This is a genomic window from Shinella sp. 1A1 (assembly GCF_055379515.1).
In genome coordinates this window covers 346,356-363,070 of sequence record NZ_AP039672.1, presented here as the reverse complement: position 1 = coordinate 363,070, position 16,715 = coordinate 346,356, and the positions used below count along the sequence as shown (strand labels likewise).

General features: G+C 63.2%; 17 protein-coding genes and 1 pseudogene. 12 read left to right on the top strand and 6 right to left on the bottom strand.

Annotation, left to right across the window (positions count from 1 at the left end):
* Nucleotides 1-17 precede the first annotated feature (17 nt).
* The 3 genes from ACZ48C_RS18500 (at nt 18) to ACZ48C_RS18490 (ending at nt 2,524) form a co-directional block, all read left to right on the top strand.
* Complete coding sequence (locus tag ACZ48C_RS18500) at nt 18-686, top strand: TetR/AcrR family transcriptional regulator (RefSeq protein ID WP_464783584.1); 669 nt, start codon at nt 18-20, stop codon at nt 684-686.
* A 198-nt stretch (nt 687-884) separates the two neighbouring features.
* Nucleotides 885-2,141, top strand: coding sequence for an MFS transporter (locus ACZ48C_RS18495; RefSeq protein WP_119255906.1), 1,257 nt, complete (start codon nt 885-887; stop codon nt 2,139-2,141).
* A 146-nt stretch (nt 2,142-2,287) separates the two neighbouring features.
* On the top strand, nt 2,288-2,524 hold the full coding sequence (locus tag ACZ48C_RS18490) for a hypothetical protein (protein WP_464783583.1): 237 nt from the start codon (nt 2,288-2,290) through the stop codon (nt 2,522-2,524).
* Between the two features lie 102 nt (nt 2,525-2,626).
* Here ACZ48C_RS18490 and ACZ48C_RS18485 read toward each other — a convergent pair whose 3' ends face one another.
* Nucleotides 2,627-3,085: a DUF3597 domain-containing protein gene (locus ACZ48C_RS18485; protein ID WP_454631041.1), complete on the bottom strand. Its 459-nt coding sequence runs from the start codon at nt 3,083-3,085 to the stop codon at nt 2,627-2,629.
* Between the two features lie 142 nt (nt 3,086-3,227).
* On the opposite strand from ACZ48C_RS18485, the gene ACZ48C_RS18480 reads away from it, so the two are divergent.
* On the top strand, nt 3,228-3,410 hold the full coding sequence (locus tag ACZ48C_RS18480; RefSeq protein ID WP_424547641.1) for a hypothetical protein: 183 nt from the start codon (nt 3,228-3,230) through the stop codon (nt 3,408-3,410).
* A 16-nt stretch (nt 3,411-3,426) separates the two neighbouring features.
* Here ACZ48C_RS18480 and ACZ48C_RS18475 read toward each other — a convergent pair whose 3' ends face one another.
* Nucleotides 3,427-4,149, bottom strand: coding sequence for a DUF72 domain-containing protein (locus ACZ48C_RS18475; RefSeq protein WP_464783953.1), 723 nt, complete (start codon nt 4,147-4,149; stop codon nt 3,427-3,429).
* Nucleotides 4,150-4,278: 129 nt separating this feature from the next.
* Between ACZ48C_RS18475 and ACZ48C_RS18470 the strand changes: the two are divergent.
* Nucleotides 4,279-4,393, top strand: a pseudogene (locus ACZ48C_RS18470) (epoxyqueuosine reductase QueH); the annotation flags it as partial.
* A 53-nt stretch (nt 4,394-4,446) separates the two neighbouring features.
* Here ACZ48C_RS18470 and ACZ48C_RS18465 read toward each other — a convergent pair.
* The 3 genes from ACZ48C_RS18465 to ACZ48C_RS18455 are packed head-to-tail and all read right to left on the bottom strand — an operon-like array spanning nt 4,447 to nt 6,145.
* A complete protein-coding gene (locus ACZ48C_RS18465) occupies nt 4,447-4,638 on the bottom strand; it encodes a hypothetical protein (protein WP_464783981.1) in 192 nt (63 codons plus the stop codon).
* A 21-nt stretch (nt 4,639-4,659) separates the two neighbouring features.
* Nucleotides 4,660-5,403, bottom strand: coding sequence for an SDR family oxidoreductase (locus ACZ48C_RS18460; protein WP_464783582.1), 744 nt, complete (start codon nt 5,401-5,403; stop codon nt 4,660-4,662).
* On the bottom strand, nt 5,396-6,145 hold the full coding sequence (locus tag ACZ48C_RS18455) for an SDR family NAD(P)-dependent oxidoreductase (RefSeq protein WP_119255911.1): 750 nt from the start codon (nt 6,143-6,145) through the stop codon (nt 5,396-5,398). Before ACZ48C_RS18455 ends, ACZ48C_RS18460 begins: the two co-directional genes overlap by 8 nt.
* A 98-nt stretch (nt 6,146-6,243) precedes the next feature.
* Here ACZ48C_RS18455 and ydiJ point away from each other — a divergent pair, with 98 nt between their 5' ends.
* Complete coding sequence (gene ydiJ, locus ACZ48C_RS18450) at nt 6,244-9,300, top strand: D-2-hydroxyglutarate dehydrogenase YdiJ (protein WP_464783581.1); 3,057 nt, start codon at nt 6,244-6,246, stop codon at nt 9,298-9,300.
* 34 nt (nt 9,301-9,334) lie between these two features.
* A complete protein-coding gene (locus tag ACZ48C_RS18445) occupies nt 9,335-10,066 on the top strand; it encodes a FadR/GntR family transcriptional regulator (protein ID WP_464783580.1) in 732 nt (243 codons plus the stop codon).
* Nucleotides 10,067-10,107: 41 nt separating this feature from the next.
* Here ACZ48C_RS18445 and ACZ48C_RS18440 read toward each other — a convergent pair whose 3' ends face one another.
* Nucleotides 10,108-10,893, bottom strand: a complete 786-nt coding sequence (locus ACZ48C_RS18440) for a DeoR/GlpR family DNA-binding transcription regulator (protein WP_464783579.1) — start codon at nt 10,891-10,893, stop codon at nt 10,108-10,110.
* A gap of 251 nt (nt 10,894-11,144) precedes the next feature.
* Between ACZ48C_RS18440 and ACZ48C_RS18435 the strand changes: the two genes are divergently transcribed.
* The 5 genes from ACZ48C_RS18435 to surE are packed head-to-tail and all read left to right on the top strand — an operon-like array spanning nt 11,145 to nt 16,572.
* Nucleotides 11,145-11,954 (top strand): inositol monophosphatase family protein, encoded by an 810-nt coding sequence (locus tag ACZ48C_RS18435; protein WP_464783578.1) that lies wholly within the window; start codon nt 11,145-11,147, stop codon nt 11,952-11,954.
* Nucleotides 11,955-12,010: 56 nt separating this feature from the next.
* On the top strand, nt 12,011-13,030 hold the full coding sequence (locus ACZ48C_RS18430; RefSeq protein ID WP_464783577.1) for an ABC transporter substrate-binding protein: 1,020 nt from the start codon (nt 12,011-12,013) through the stop codon (nt 13,028-13,030).
* A 55-nt stretch (nt 13,031-13,085) separates the two neighbouring features.
* Nucleotides 13,086-14,093, top strand: coding sequence for an ABC transporter ATP-binding protein (locus tag ACZ48C_RS18425; protein WP_464783576.1), 1,008 nt, complete (start codon nt 13,086-13,088; stop codon nt 14,091-14,093).
* Complete coding sequence (locus ACZ48C_RS18420) at nt 14,090-15,766, top strand: ABC transporter permease subunit (RefSeq protein WP_464783575.1); 1,677 nt, start codon at nt 14,090-14,092, stop codon at nt 15,764-15,766. Before ACZ48C_RS18425 ends, ACZ48C_RS18420 begins: the two co-directional genes overlap by 4 nt.
* Before the next feature lie 44 nt (nt 15,767-15,810).
* A complete protein-coding gene (gene surE, locus ACZ48C_RS18415) occupies nt 15,811-16,572 on the top strand; it encodes a 5'/3'-nucleotidase SurE (protein ID WP_464783574.1) in 762 nt (253 codons plus the stop codon).
* Nucleotides 16,573-16,715 lie beyond the last annotated feature (143 nt).

The following is a 16,715-nucleotide window of genomic DNA, read 5'->3' as shown; positions in this document are numbered from 1 at the left end:
TGCTCCACGGAAACCCCATGCCCGAAACGCCGGCCCCGTCCCTTCCCGCCAAGCGCAGGACGCGCGGCCGCCCGCGGCTCGCGACGCCCGCCGAGCAGCGCGCGCGTATCATCGAGGCGACGCGCCGGCTCTTTCTGGCGCAGGGCTACGGCAAGACGACGATGAGCGAGGTCGCCACCCATTGCCGCGTCTCCAAGCGCACGCTCTACGAACTCTTCCCCTCCAAGACCGACCTCCTGGGCGCGATCATCGAGCAGCACCGCACCAGCATGCTGGCGCTTCCCGGCGACTACCGGCACCTCGGCCTTTCCGACGCGCTCGAACGGATCTTCCAGGTCGATATCGGCGAGGAGGAGGATAGGGCGCGGGAAGCATTACTCAACCTCACCGTCGTGGAAGCGGCACGCTATCCGGAAGTCGGCGAGATGATGATGCGGCTCGGCGGCCGGCGGGCGCATGCGCTGCTGGCCGAGTGGATGGAGGGCGAGAAGCAGGCCGGGCGGCTTTTCACGGACGACACGGTGAGCGCCGCGACCATCCTCATGGACATGATCTTCGGCGCCGTCGTGACGAAAACCGGCACGGGCGCCGAATGGCCGGGCCTTAACGCGCGCAAGGACTACATGCGCCGCTGCATCCGCATCTTCGTCCACGGCACCGGCACGCCGCCGGCGCCGGGGGCGTGATCCGGCATACCGCGCCAACGGTGGCTCGGACAGCACGAGACCTGTGATCGGCAGCGGCGCGCCGATCAAGCCCGGCCTCCCCGGCGCGGCTGTTTCCCGTTGACAAATATTCGTTTCCCGGCTTCTTATCCCACGACCGACAGTCGGGCGCGTGCTCTACGATCAGCGGGCCACTGCTTCTTCCCACAAGAGCCTTTCATGCAAATCACATCGGCGGGCGACCGCTTTGCCGCCTTCCGGCATCGTTCCTACGCCCAGTTCTTCTTCGCCCGTTTTCTCGCCGCCTTTGCGATCCAGATCATCTCGGTCGCCGTAGGCTGGCAGATGTATGAAGTCACCAGAAGCGCCTTCCTGCTCGGCATGATCGGGCTGGTGCAGTTCCTGCCTTCGCTGCTGCTCATCCTTGTCACCGGTTCCGTGACCGATCGCTACAGCAGGCGCTCCATCGTCTCGATCTGCCTTGCCATCAGCGCCTTCTGCGCCGCCGCGCTGCTGCTGCTCACCGTTACCGGCACTTTCGCGCCCGTCCCGGTCTTCGTCATTCTCGTGATCTTCGGCATTGAGCGCGCCTTCATGGGACCGGCAGTGCAGTCGCTTTCGCCCAATCTCGTGCCGGAAAAGGACCTCGCCAACTCCTTCGCGTGGAATGCCTCATCCTGGCAGACGGCCTCGATCGTCGGCCCCATGACGGGCGGCCTGCTCTATGGGCTCGATCCCACGGTCGCCTATTCGGTCGCCCTCGCCTTCATGGCCGCGGCCACCGTGCTGGTCTTCCTCATTCCCAAGCCCGCCCAGCGCAAGGTGGGCGAGCCGACAAGCTGGACCTATATCCTTGCCGGCTTCAAGTTCATTCGCTTCGAGAAGGTCGTGCTCGGCGCGATCTCGCTCGATCTCTTCGCGGTGCTGCTCGGCGGCGCCGTCGCGCTGATGCCGATCTTCGCATCCGACATCCTGGTTCTCGGGCCGCTGGGCCTCGGCCTCCTGCGCGCCGCTCCCGGCGTCGGCGCAATCGCCATGGCGATCTTCCTGGCGACGTTTCCGATCCGGCACGGTTCCGGGATCAAGATGTTCGTCGGCGTCGCCGTGTTCGGCCTTGCCACGATGGTTTTCGGCCTGTCGCAAACGCCCTGGCTCTCGATCGTGGCGCTCGCCTTCATGGGCGCCGGCGACATGATCTCGGTCTATGTGCGCGAGACCCTGATGGCGCTCTGGACGCCCGACGAGGTGCGCGGTCGCGTCAACGCCGTCAACTCCGTCTTCATCGGGGCATCGAACGAACTCGGCGAATTCCGCGCAGGCGTCATGACGCATTTCATCGGCGTCGTACCGGCCGTCGTCATCGGCGGCGTCGGCACCCTGGCCGTCTCGATGCTATGGGCATGGATGTTCCCGCAGTTGCGCAAGATCGATGCGCTCGACGCGCCGGACAGAAGTGAACGTCCTGACATTCGATAGGTCCGGACCGAAACCAACGGACAATGGCCGGATCCGGCATTGGGCGTGAAGGCTCCACTCCGGCGCATCCCTGCGCCGCCGAAATACCCCTTCCCGGAACCTCGGGAGCCGCGCGCGCATTTACCTCGAAAAGAGGAGATGCATCCATGGTTGATCCGAAGAACACGGCATCGCAAGCATCCGCCACCGAGGTCGAGGACCCTCACCCGGGCAGCGTTCCCAACGGAACACCCATTGCGGCATCCGACCGGAAACCGCCGCGGCCGCACAAATTCTCGGCCGAAAGCCGTCCCAAACCGGAGGTTTTGCCGCTAACGGAAAACAGGACCCGCATCAACACCGAGGCGCCGCGGCACCCGACAAAATCGGCTTCGGCATCGTGATGCCGCTGATCGCATGGGTCCTATGTTCCGTTCCCAGCGCCAATTCATCGCCAGGGCGCTGGCCCTGACGATGACAGAGGTAGAGGATCGGCGGCTACTTGCTCAATCAAGCAATTCAGCCGGCACCTTTCCTCCATTGTCGGCCAGCGCCTTCATGAGCGCCTTGTGAAGCCAGACATTCATGGTCGCCGAATCGTTCTTGTCTCCCGTGTAGCCCAATTCGTCTGCAAGTTCCTTGCGTGCCGACAGGCTTGAATCCAGATCGAGCGCCTTCATCATATCGACGATCGAGCGACGCCAGTCGAGTTTCTGTCCGTTCTTCTTCACCGCCGCATCCATGACGGCTGCGACGTCAACCGACCCGGCCTGCTTCGAGACGCCGGATTCGGAATGCGCACCCGAGAGCGTTGCAGTGACTTCGTCGCCAAGCTTCGAATTGGCGCCTGCCGTCCCAGCCATATCGGCGCTTGCAGGGCTGCCGGCGCCCGCCGTCACGGTCCGCTCCGGCTGCTCCGCCGAACCACCGAAAAGTTTTTCCTTAATGCGGCTGAAAATGCCCATGAACAGCTCCTTTAGCGTTTGACACGTCTGAAGATTAGGGCGGGACCGCAGGGTTTCAATGATCGCGCAAGGCTGAAGCTGCCATGTTCAACCGGAACAATGTCGGGAAAGGCGGGTTTTGCGACATGAACCGGAGGCCGCCATGCTCATCGATCCCAAAGACCCGAAGAAGCCGGTGGAGGTTCCACCGGAAGAAACGCCGGATTCCTTGCCCGATATTCCCGAGCGTCCGATCGAAGAACCGGGCCCGGATGTCGTCCCTGAAGAAGCGCCTGACATCACTCCCGTACCCGACGAGGAGGTCCCGGCTAAAATGCGCCGCTGAGAGGGCAGACGCATATTCAGAGGAGGACTCTCGTCTCCGCAGGCCGCAGGGGCCGCCCGAGCATCGTCAGTGCATTTTCGATCGCGGCTCCGGAAGCGGTATTGTCGAAGACGCACCAGCCATCGGGCGCCGCAAGGGTCCGGAACGACCTTATCTCTTCCTCCGTATAGCTCGAATAATAAACCTTCGGCTTGCCGTGGAGGCGAACATATCGCGGCGGGTCGGCGAAACCCTCTGCCGGCCACACCAGCGCCGGATCGGCGAGAACCCGCTCGATCGCGTATCTCTCAAGCAGATCCAATGCCTCGTCGCACGCCCAGCTCCCGTGGCGCACCTCGATGACGATCGGCCCCGTATCGGCATCTCGCATTGCCCTGAATGCTATCTCGAACTTGTCGGCATCGAACGTCAGCGAGGGCGGAAGCTGGCACAGCAGGGGACCGCGTTTTTCACCGAGCGGGGCGATATCTTCGAGGAAAGCATCGAATGGCCCGACGATCTCCCTCATCGCGCGGCTATGGCTGATCTCTCTGGGAATCTTCAACGAGAACCGGAAGCGGTCCGGCACGGATTCGGCCCACCGCGCGAAGGTCGATGTCTTGTGCCGATGGTAGAAAGTCGAGTTGATCTCCACACCGTCGAACATGGATGCATATCTGGTGAGACCGCTTCCCTCCCGGGCAAACAGGTGAGCCAGTTTCTTCGGGATCGACCATGCGGCGGTCGCAACGATCGGCAAATCAGCCTTCTCCTGTGCTTCTTCAGAACGAGTGCCTGAAAGAGTAATGAGAAAACCGGCGATGGAGTTCGCTGAAATGTCGGCCTGCCGCTGATTTTTCATCCGGCACGGCGTCGGAGGGCGTGCCGGATGAACGGCACCAGGCGTATCTTGCTATATTCCCGCTGCGCGCCATGCTCCGGTGAAGTGATGGCGGCAATGACCGCCTCGCGGCATCGACTATGCGATTTTCTTTTACAATCCGAAGCGGGAATCTGCCGCGCAAGGACGAGAACGTCCTGCCGTCGGCGTCAAATCTCAATCCTCAAGGGGATCGTGGAAACCGGCCGGAAGGGCAAAGCCCGAGACAGGTGCTGGAGGTTCGGCATTGGCGTCCGGGCGTGCCTTCGGAAGCATCGCATGCGCCGCGACCACGGAACGGATCGCGACGGGACGATAGTTGCGAACGAGGTCCGGCCGGAGCCTTTCCTCGCAAGTCTTGTCGACCATGGCCTCTCCTCCCGACGGATGTCACTGCGCGTCGAACTTCACCATCGTTCCCCCGCCGGTCGCCTGATCGGTCGGAAACACCTCGACGCGCGCCACATCCACATAGACGGGCAGTGCGATGACATCGTTGACGATGCGGGCGATATGCTCCGGCTGGATCGGCCGGTAGCCGTCATAAAGCACGGCCTGCGCCTGGTTGTCGGCGATGGACGTGCGATAGAGGTCCGTCTGCACGCGACCGGGCACGATCTCGCTGACCCGCACGGACGTCCCAAGCAAATCGCAGCGCAGGTTGTCGCAGAAGAGGCTGAGCCCAGCCTTCGAAGCACCGTAAGCACCCATGTTCGGATAGGGCGCCTGCCCGCCGCTGGAGCCGATATAGATGAGGTGACCGCGCTTGCGCGCCACCATGCCCGGAAGCACGGTGCGCGTCAGGTGCAACGGCGCCTTGAGATTGACGTCGATCATCGCGTCGATCTCGGCCGGATCGATGTCCTGGAAGGCGGCGCGCGTCGAAAGGATACCGGCATTATTGACGAGCACATCGACCTCGACGCCCTCGAGGGCCGCCGCGATCCGCGCGGTATCGCGGACATCGGCTTGCAACGGAAGCGCGCCGGTCGCATCGGCAAGTTCGGCGAGCTGCGCCTCGTTGCGGCCGACGGCATAGACCGTGAGGCCGCGAGCGCGCAGCATCGGCACGATCGCCTTGCCGATACCGCTGGTGGCGCCGGTGACGACGGCAGTGCGGTAGGCGTCAGACATAGATGTAGCCCCCGCTGATGACAACGTTTTCGCCGGTCGCGTAAGTGTTCCGGCTCGACGCCATCATGACGATCCATTCGGCCATCTCGACCGGCTCGGCTGCACGGCCGAGCGCGCTGGCCTTGGCGAGTTCCGGCAGGAATCCGAGTTCCTTTGCGCGGTCGGTGGCAAAGCCGGCTGGCGCGACCGAGTTCACAAGGATCTGGTCGCTGGCGCATTCCTGCGCGAAGGACTTCGTCAGGCTTACCACGGCAGCTTTCGTTGCGGCATAGTGGGCATTCTGCGGATGCGCCTTGAAGGCATCGACCGACGTGACGTTGACGATGCGGCCGGTCACCTCGGGCGCATTGACGAACTGGCGCATATGACGCACCGCGGCAACCATCATGTGATAGGTGCCCTTGACGTTGATGGCGTTTTCAAGATCCCAGTCCTCGTCGGTGATTTCGAGGATAGGCTTGCGCGGATAGATGGCCGCGCTGTTGACCAGCGCATGAACGCGGCCGAGCCTGGCCGCGACCGACTCGAAGCCGCCATGGGCCGTCTCGGCACGGGAGATGTCGGCAACAGCCGTGGCCACTTCAGCGCCGAGCGCCTCCAGCGCCGCGGCGGACGAAGCAAGCAGCGCTTCGTTGCGATCGATCAGGCCAATCTTCGCAGCGCCCTGCGCGACCATCAGCTTGGCGGTAGTGAGCCCAAGGCCCGAGGCGCCGCCGACGATGACAACGGACTGGTTCTTCATGCTTACGACCTCGTGATTTCGGGTTGCGCCGCTACATTGGTGTGCTATCACTTATATGATAAGTTTTAGGAAGCGCAAGCTCGTTTTTTGGACTCCCCATGATTCCCCGTCTGACCTCCGCACAGCGCGCGCCCTCCCTCAGCGAGGGCTTCGTGCAGCACCTCGCCGGCTCGGGCTTCAAGGGCGATATCGGACAGGGGGCGGCGGACAGGACCGTTTTCGCCACCGACAATTCCATCTACCAGGTCGAACCAGCCGCGATCCTCTTTCCGAAGGACGTCGACGACCTGAAGCGCATTGCCAGGGCGCTTGCCCGCCCGGAATTTTCGAGCGTTGCGATCACCCCGCGCGGCGGCGGTACCGGCACCAACGGCCAGTCGCTGACAACGGGCATCGTCGTCGATTGCTCGCGCCACATGAACCGCATCCTCGAGATCGATCCGGTGCGCCGGGTCGCGCGGGTGGAGGCCGGCGTCGTCAAGGACCAGCTCAACAAGGCGCTCGCACCGCATGGACTGTTCTTTGCTCCCGAACTCTCCACCTCGAACCGGGCGACGATCGGCGGCATGGTTTCGACGGATGCGTGCGGCCAGGGCTCTTGCCTCTACGGCAAGACAAGCAATCATGTTCTGGGGCTGCGTGTCATCCTGACGGACGGCACCGATTTTTCCTCCCGGCCGGTATGCCGGGAGGAATTGCGGGCACTGCAGATGCGGCGCGACCGCATCGGCGACATTCATCGGACGCTTGCCCGCATCGCCGCCGACGACCGCGACGATATCGAGCGCATCTTTCCGAAACTCAACCGCTTCATGACAGGCTACGACCTCGCCCATCTGGTCCGGAAAGACGGCGGATTCGATCTCAACGCGGTGTTGTGCGGCTCCGAAGGCACGCTGGCGATGATTGCCGAGGCTGAACTCAATCTGCTGCCGCTTCCGGCGCACGCGGCGCTTGTCAACATCCGCTATGACAATTTCAATGCGGCGCTCGAGGATGCACGCAATCTCGTCACGCTCAACGTCGCCTCGGTTGAAACGATCGACGAGACGGTGCTGCGGCTGGCCAAGGGCGACATCATCTGGCCCCGCATTGCGACCTTCTTCCCCGACGATACGGATGGCGCCGCAAACGGCATCAATATCGCCGAGATTCTCGCGGATACCCCACAGGAGCTGGCTGAGAAACTCTCGGCCGTGACCGCGGCGCTGAAAGCCAATCCCTTTCCCGGGCGCAAGGGTTTTACGACGACCCATGGCAAGGCCGAGATCGAGGCCGTCTGGGCGATGCGCAAGCGGGCAGTCGGCCTGCTCGGCAATGTCGAAGGTCCGGTACGGCCGGTTCCTTTCGTGGAAGATACCGCGGTCCCGCCGGAAAACCTTGCCGCCTATATCCGGGAATTCCGGGCGCTACTCGACGGAGAGAACCTCACCTACGGCATGTTCGGCCATGTCGATGCCGGGGTACTCCACGTGCGCCCGGCGCTCGACCTCATCCGCCCCGAGTACGCTGCGCTCATTCGTCGGATCAGCGATGCCGTCGTGGCCTTGACACGCAAATATGGCGGCGTCCTCTGGGGCGAACATGGCAAAGGTGTGCGCTCGGAGTATGTGCCCGAGTTTTTCGGGCCGCTCTATCCGCGCCTGCAGGAGATCAAGGCGGCCTTCGACCCGCTCGGCCAGCTCAACCCCGGCAAGATCGTCGCGGCGGCAGGCAGGGCGCTGCCGAAAATCGACGAGATTCCGCTGCGGGGCACGATAGACCGCGGCATAGGCGACGAGATTCGCGCCGCCTTCGGTAACGCCGCCTATTGCAACGGCAACGGCGCCTGCTTCGATTTCGATGCGGACACGCTGATGTGTCCTTCCTACAAGGCGACGCGCGACCGGCGCTTCTCGCCGAAGGGCCGCGCCTCGCTGATGCGCGAGTGGCTGCGGCAGCTTGCGGAAAAAGGCGTCGATCCGCGCCGCGAAGCCACGCGGCGACACCCGTTCGGCTTCGCCGGCCGCCTCTGGAACAGCCTCAATCCCGCCAATCGCAACGATTTCTCCCATGAGGTGCGCGCGGCAATGGATACGTGCCTTGCCTGCAAGGCCTGTGCCGGGCAATGTCCCGTCAAGGTCAGCGTGCCGGCATTTCGCGCCAAATTCCTCGCGCTCTACTACCAGCGCTATCTTCGTCCTTTGAAAGATCCGCTCGTCGCGGCCATCGAAACCACCTTGCCGGTGATGGCGCGAATGCGGCCGCTCTATAATGCCGTCATCAACTCGTCGCCTGGGCAGGCCGCCATGCGTCGCGCGGGCCTTACGGCGCTGCCCGTTCTCCCACCGCTATCGGCGCGGCGGGCGCTTGCCCGGCAGAACATGCCCGTCGCCACACCGGCAGAACTGGCCCGTCTCGACGCAGCGGCTCTGGCGAACACCATCGTTTTCGTGCCGGACGCCTTTACCGAGCACTTCGATCCGCAGGTGCTTCTCGACGCCATCGAAGTGGCGCGGCTGCTCGGCTTTTCCCCGTTCATCGCGCCGCCGCTGGTCAACGGCAAGGCGTTGCACGTCCATGGTTATCTGGATGCCTTCGAAAGGGCTGCACGCCGCACCGCCGCCGCGTTGGACCGGCTTGCGCAAGCCGGCGCAACCCTCGTCGGCATCGATCCGTCCATGACACTTGCCTTTCGAAGCGAATATGCCGGCACCGGCCTGCGGGCGCGCATTCTCTTGCCGCAGGAATGGCTGGCCACCGTGCTCGACCGGCTCCCCTCCTCCACCCTTCATGAGCAAGGCAGCTACCGGCTCATGGCCCATTGCACGGAGCGCACCAACGCGCCGGCCGCCATCGGGCAGTGGCAGGCCGTATTTAAAAAACTGGGCGTGGACCTGCTGGTCGGCGAAACAGGCTGTTGCGGCATGGCGGGCACATTCGGCCATGAGGTGCGCAACCGTGGAATATCGGAGACGCTCTATGGCATGAGCTGGCAACCCGCGCTTGCCGCCACCGGGGCTGCGGATATGGTGATGGCGACGGGCTATTCCTGCCGGTCGCAGGCCAAGGCGATAGACGGCCGCAGGCTTCCCCACCCGCTTCAAGCCATCCGCGCCATTCTGCAACGGAATCCTGGCCTTCCTTCCCGCAGAGATACCACGTATGATGTATGATAAATGCCAGGAATAACCCAGAGGCTGTATCGATATGTCGGTCATCACGCAGCGCGGCAATCTCGCTGAAATCGTCGTCGCCAAACTTGTCGAACGCATCGATTCCGGCCTCTATGCGCCAGGCGAAAAAATCCCGTCCAGCGCCCAGCTCTGCGAGGAATTCGGCGTTTCCCGCACCGTCATCCGCGAAGCCCTGACCTCGCTGAAGGTCGCGGGCCGTGTCACCGCCCGTCAGGGCGCCGGCGTCTATGTGACGGAAAAGGACGCGAGAACGCTGAATTTCGAAATCAGCCGGATCGACGATATCCGTTCGGCCATGCAGATCCTGGAATTGCGGCTTGGCGTCGAGATGCAGTCGGTGGCGCTTGCCGCCCAGCGGCGCACGCCCGAAGCGCTCGCCGAGATCGCCCGCGCCTTCGACCATATCGAGAACCTCGACACCGACAATGCCGAGATCGAGGCACGCGCCGATTTCGAATTCCATCTCGCCATCGCCAGGGCGACGCGCAACCCGCATTTTCCGCGCTTCCTGGAAGCCGTCATGGGCGAGATCAATTTCGATCTCGTGCTGAAGCACAGCCAGTCCGGCCGCTCCTACAATGCCTATTTGAAGAAGATCAACAAGGATCACGCCGCCATTCTCGCGGCGATCACGCAAGGCGATGCCAGGGCTGCGAAACAGGCCCTTGCCGCGCATCTGGAGGAAAGCCTCAATCGCTACCGCGCCTTGCTGGCGGAGCCGGCGGACATGAAAACGAAGGGCTAAACCTCTTCTGGTTCAGCCGGGGAACGCTCGCGCAACGGGCGTCACTCAGCGACGATCAGGCCGGGCACCGCACCGGCAAACGCACCGAAGGCCGGAATTGTCCGCGCCTTCGGATCGACCACCAGATAGTCGATGTCTTCGATCGCGCAAAAGGCCACCCTTGCGGCAACACCCACCTTGGAGTGATCAGCCAGGATGATCCGGGTGGCGGCGTTGTCCGTCATGGCCCGGGCCACCTCGGCGCTGTGCGCATAGTGGTCCATGGCCCCGCCCCGCAAATCAATCCCCCAGGGCGATATGATCGAGACGTCTGCACGGAAGCGCTGTATCTCGTTGATGGTCGCAGGCCCGTATGTCTCGATCGGATTGTGTTTCACGTCCCCGCCCAAAAGGACGACCCTGAACCCCCGGGACGGCTCACCCGGCTTTTCGGCGAGCGTCATGGCGATCTCGAGCGAGTTGGTGATGATCGTCAGGTCTCTCAGCCCCGATCGCCCGGCAATCTCCTCGGCCATGATGGAGAGTGTCGAACCGCCATCCATGAAGATCGTCTGCCCGTCGTGCAGGAGGGAGAGTGCCCGAACGCAGATCGCTCTTTTTTCCTTGAGCCGCTGCGTGATGCGCACGTCGAAAGCAGGATCCTCGGGTGTAACCGGCACGGCGCCGCCACGCAGCCGCTTCAACTCGCCCGCCGCCTCCATCTCCACGAAATCACGCCGGATGGTCTCACGCGACACACCGCATTCCTCGGCGACGCGATCGGCGGAAACCTGACCATAGGCGGCCAGAAGTGTCCGAATTTTCTGCTGCCGTTCTTCCTGCCACATGCTCAGAAACTCCGCTTCTCAGCACCAATACAGAAACCCACATTTTGCCTCAAGTCCAAAAAAATCCATAAAACCACAATTTCACACACGCCCACATATTGCCACATCTGCGAAATCGCGATACGACATCACTCCAACGGCCGATCCGCTGCGGAACCGGCTGCACGACAAACAGAGCTCTCCGAAGACATTTCAACCTTCCTGGAGGCGTGCGCTGCCGCTCACGCCCCTTGCCGGTCCGTGGAGATTAAATGGGACGGGATAATCATGTTTTGGACGGCCATCTGGAACTGGCCGTGGAACTGGCGGATGTCGCCCATGGCATCCTCGTCAAGGCAATCGATTCCACGCTGGCGGTAGAGGTAAAGCCCGACCGCAGCCTCGTGACCCAGATCGATCTTGAGATCGAACGGCGGATGCGCACCCTCATCGCCGATCGCTTTCCGGCTCACGGCATCATCGGCGAGGAGGATGGGACCGAGAATGGGGGCGCAAGCCACATCTGGGTGCTCGACCCGGTGGACGGCACCGCCCAGCTTATCGCCGGCATGCCGGTCTACGGGACGCTCATTGCCCTCGCCATCGACGGGGTGCCGTCCCTTGGCGTCATCGACATTCCCGCCATCGGCGCGCGATGGATCGGAGCGGTTGGTCGCCAGACGGTGAAGAATGGACGACCGGTGAAAGTACGCTCCTGCAGCGCCCTCTCCTCGGCCATCCTGACGAACAGCAATCAGGATTATCTGCCACCGAACGGACGGCCGGTGCTTGACGCCCTGCGCGAGGCGACCGGCGCCCGCGTCTACGGCGGATCCTGCCTCAACTACGGGATCCTTGCCGAAGGGCGCACCGACCTCGCACTCGACGGTGGCCAGAAGGTCCACGATTTCGCTCCCTTCCGCCCCATTGTCGAAGGCGCCGGCGGCATAGTCACGGACTGGCAGGGCCTGCCGCTGACATTGGAAAGCGCCGGAAACCTTCTCGGCGCCGGCGATCCGGACCGCCACCGCGAAGCGCTCGCCATCATCGCCGAATGCCATGCGGCGGAATGCGCGGCGTGAACGCAACCCTCCCGACGCGCCGAGAACACATGATCCATCACAAGAAGGGGAATGACATGACATACTGGAAGCGTACAAAGACAATCGCCGCTACCGCACTCTTCGCAGGTGCGGCCTTCCTCCAGCAGGCCACGGCCGGCGAGATCACGGTCTACTCGGCACTCGAGGAAGAGGAGATCAACCTTTTCGTCGAGAAAGCGAAGGAGGAGCTCCCGGATGTCAAGATCAACGTGCTGCGCCTGTCGACGGGTAATCTGACAGCCCGTCTCATTGCCGAAGCGGGCAATCCTCAAGCCGACGTCGTGCTCAGTCTGCCCGTCACCAACATCATGAACCCGACCATCGAGGCCATGTTCGAACCCTATGCGGCCAAGGATGTCGACAAGGTGCCGGCCCAGTTCCGCGATCCGGAAAACCGCTGGTTCTCGCTGGCAGGCTATGTCGAGGTATTCTGCGCCAATACCGATCGGCTGGCGACCCTCGGCCTGCCCGTTCCCAAATCCTGGGAAGAACTTGCCGACCCGAAGTACAAGGGCGAGGTGGTGATGCCGGACCCGGTCTCCTCAGGCGTCGGTTTCGTCAACATCACGGCGCTCATCTACGGTCTCGGCGAGGAAAAGGGTTGGGATCTGATTGGCCGCCTGACGAAGAACATCGCACAGTTCACCAGTTCCGGTTCGCGCCCCTGCCGCATGGCGCAAGCCGGCGAGTTCGCCATCGGCGTCAGTTATGAAGTGCCGGCGATCCAGGCGGTCAATGAAGGCTATCCTGTCGAAACCGTGCTTCCGAGCGATTGGGTCGGCTTCGAGATTTCCGGCATCGGCCTCCTCAAGGGCGCGAAGAACTCCGAAGACGGCAAGAAATTCCTAGACTGGATGCTGACGCCGAGCCCGCTCGGCATCTACGCCTCCCTGAAGCCCGTCACCACCATTCCCGGCACGGCACAGTCGGAAGCGGCGAAAGAAGCCGGCTTTCCCGCAGACATTTCCAGCAGGCTCTCGAAGATGGATTTCGCCGCGATGGCGCGCGATCGCGAGCAGATTCTGGCTCGCTGGTCGGAAACAACCGGCCGTTAGTCGTCCTCGCCCGGTGCCCGCTCAGGCGGGCGCCTCCCTTCCGCGGAGATACCTCATGCTGGATATCAGCCACCTGCACAAGAAATATGGTTCCTTTCTTGCGCTCGACGACATCAATGTGCATGCGGGCAGCGACGAGTTCGTCTGTCTGCTCGGCCCGAGCGGTTGCGGCAAGACGACCCTCCTGCGCATCGTCGCAGGGCTTGAAAGCTATGCCGACGGAGAGATCCGCTTCGATGGCCGCGACCTCAACACGATCGACGTGCGCAACCGCAATTTCGGGATCGTCTTCCAGTCCTATTCGCTGTTCCCCAACATGACGGTCGGCGAGAACATTGGCTACGGCCTGAAGATCCGCGGCGTGCCGAAGGCCGAGATAGAAAGGCAGGTACGCGCCCTGCTCGACCTTATCCGCTTTCCCGACCTGATCGGCCGCTATCCGCACGAACTTTCCGGCGGCCAGCAGCAGCGCGTCGCGATCGCCCGAGCGCTGGCCGTCGCGCCATCGCTTCTGCTGCTGGACGAACCGCTATCGGCGCTCGACGCCCGCGTGCGCCTCGATATCCGCGGCGAAATCCGCGATCTGCAGCGGCGGTTGAAAATTCCGACGATCATGGTCACGCACGATCAGGAAGAAGCGCTCAGCATGGCCGACAAGGTGGTGTGCATGAACCACGGCCGCATCGAGCAGGTCGGCACGCCGCACGATCTCTATTTCCGCCCGCGCACGAAATTCGTTGCGAGCTTCATCGGCACCAGCAATTTCTTCAATACCGAGGAAGCCGGCACACTGTTCAGTGAAAGGCTCTCCGCCGTGCAACAGGACGGCGTCACCGGCGGGTCGCTTCTCGTGGTGCGCCCCGAGGAACTTGTGCTGACCGCCGACCCCGCGGGTGAGGCCATCGTCGAGGATGTGACCTTCCTCGGGAATGTGAGCCACGTGCGGCTCGACTGGCGGGGCCGGGCGATCACCAGCGACCTGCGCCTCGGCCAGCGGTTCGTGCCGGGCGAACGGGTCTCCCTTTCCCTTCACGACGGCCGCGGCCACTGGGTGGCACCATGACGGCTCTCCCCTTCCTGCCCAGGGCGCGGTCCAGACGGCACGCCAATCCGGACCGCCTGTTCTTCCTTGCTTGCCTGGTGGTGCCGCTCGCCGCACTCGCTCTCTTCTTTCTCTATCCGCTGTCGCAGATCGTCGGGCGCAGCCTCACCGAAGGCGACGGCTCGCTCGGGTTGGGCAATTATGCTGGCGTCTTCCAGCTCGCCCATATCCCCCGCGTGATCGGCAACAGCCTGCTGATCGGCGGCGTCACCACGCTCGTCTGCGTGGTGCTCGGCTTCGCCATCGCCTTCATGCTCCAGCGCACGAAGATCCCCGGCAAGCGGCTGATCCGCATCATCCTGATCCTGCCGCTGCTCGCTCCCTCGCTGGTGCAGGCGCTCGGCCTGATCTTCCTCTTCGGCCGCAACGGGCTCATCAACAAGTATCTGCATCTCGACATTCAGATCTACGGCTTCTGGGGTCTGCTGATCGCCAACTGCATGTATGCCCTGCCGCAGGCAGTGATGATCCTCGAGACCTCGCTGCGCCGGTCCGACGCCCGTCCCTATGACGCGGCCCTCCTGCTTGGCGCGTCACGCTGGCGGCGCTTCGTCGACATCACCTTCCCTTCGGCCAAGTTCGGCCTGATCAGCGCCGCCTTCGTCGTCTTCACGGTCTCCGTCACGGACTTCGGCAATGCCGCCGTCATCGGCGGCTCGTTCCAGGTGCTGGCCATGGAAATCTACACCCAGGTCGTCGGCCAGATGAACTTCAACATGGGCGCCGTCGTCGGCATCATGCTGCTGCTGCCGACGCTGCTTGCCATCTACATCCAGCGGGTCGCCAATCAGCGCCAGTTCGGCGGCTCGTCGGAAAGCGCGGTGCCTGTTGCACAGGATTACGTGCCGTTGCGCGACTTGCCGCTCGGCCTCGTCGTCCATGCGATCGGCCTCGTGGTCCTTGCGGTGGTCGCCACCGTCGTCTACGCCAGCTTCGTGAAGCTCTGGCCCTATCGGCTCGACTTCACACTGGCGAACTACGACATCTCCATGGCGGGCGGCTACGATTCTCTCTGGTCGACGCTGCTCATCTCCCTTGAGACCGCAGCCATCGGGACACTTTCGCTCTTCCTGCTGGCGCTCGCCCAGCGCCGGCTGGGGCCGGTCGCGGCGCGCGTGGTCTACTTCCTGGCGATCGTACCGGTCGGCGTACCCGGACTGGTATTGGGCCTGTCCTATGTCCTGTCCTTCAACGTATCGGGCTCGGTGCTCGGCGCGCTCTACGGCTCGGCCTTCCTCATCGCGATCTGCAATTTCTACCACTACCACTCCCAGGGCTTCCTCACGATGGTGACGGGCATCCGCTCCGTACCGAAGAGCATCGAGGAAACCGTCACCTGCATGGGCGGCAGCAATCTCCATGCACTGCGCGATGCCGTCATGCCGGTGATGACGCCGACGCTCGTTTCGGTGTTCTTCTTCCTGTTCATGCGGGCGATGGTCACGCTCTCGGCCGTCATTTTCCTCGTCACGCCGTCCATGACGGTCGCGGCGGTGACGGTGATGCGGCTCGACCAGGGCGGCAAGAGCACGCAGGCGGCGGCCTTCTCCGTCTGCATCATGGCGACGGTGCTCGCCGCGACGCTCGTCATGCACGCCATCCTCGCCCTCGTCGGCCGGCCGAAAGCCCGCTGACGCCCGCCCCTTCAACATCCAAAACCTCATTTGCGAGACATGACATGAGAATTCTGCTTACCAACGACGACAGTATCCACGCCGACGGTTTCCGCGTGCTCGAGGAGATCGCCCACACGCTGTCCGACGACGTCTGGTCCGTGGCGCCGGAAACGGACCGCAGCGGCCTTGCCCATTCGCTGACCCAGCTCGAGCCGCTACGCGTGCGCAAATACGGCGACAAACGCTATTCCGTCACCGGAACGCCCGCCGACTGCGTGATCGTCGGCGTGCGCGACCTTCTGCCCGAACCGCCGGATCTCATTCTCTCCGGCGTCAATTCCGGCGCCAACATCGCCGACGACATCATCTATTCCGGCACGATCGGCGGCACGATCGAAGGCACGCTGTTCGGCGTGCCCTCCATCGCGCTCTCGCAGCATTACGACTTCGTCGATGGCGAGCGCATCTTCAACTGGGACATCAGCCGCAAGAACGCCCCGGCCATCATCCGCAAGCTGCTCTCCCTGCCGCGCAAGGAAGGCGTCTTCTACAACATCAACTTCCCGAACTGCCGCGACGAGGAGCTCCAGGCGGTACGCGTCGTCTCGCAGGGCAAGCGCGCCCACGGCTACCAGGTCGAACAGCGGCTGGATGGCCGGAAGTTCCCCTATTACTGGATCCATTCCGTGCATGACATGGCGGAATACGAGGTCGGCAGCGATGCCGAAGCGCTGGCGCTGAAGGCGCCCTCGGTCTCGGCTCTGCGCATCGACATGACGGACTACGAGACCAACCACAGCCTCGTATCGCTCTTCGGCTCATGAAGACGCCATCGACGCATCAAGGATAGCTTGTCGATCGACGGAATTTCTTACGCACTCCGGCGCGTGGGCAGCCCCTATACTCTTTTCAGTGGCCAAAAAACTGCAAGGACGAGCGCAGAAGAAAACGCCTGCGCTCGCCCCTG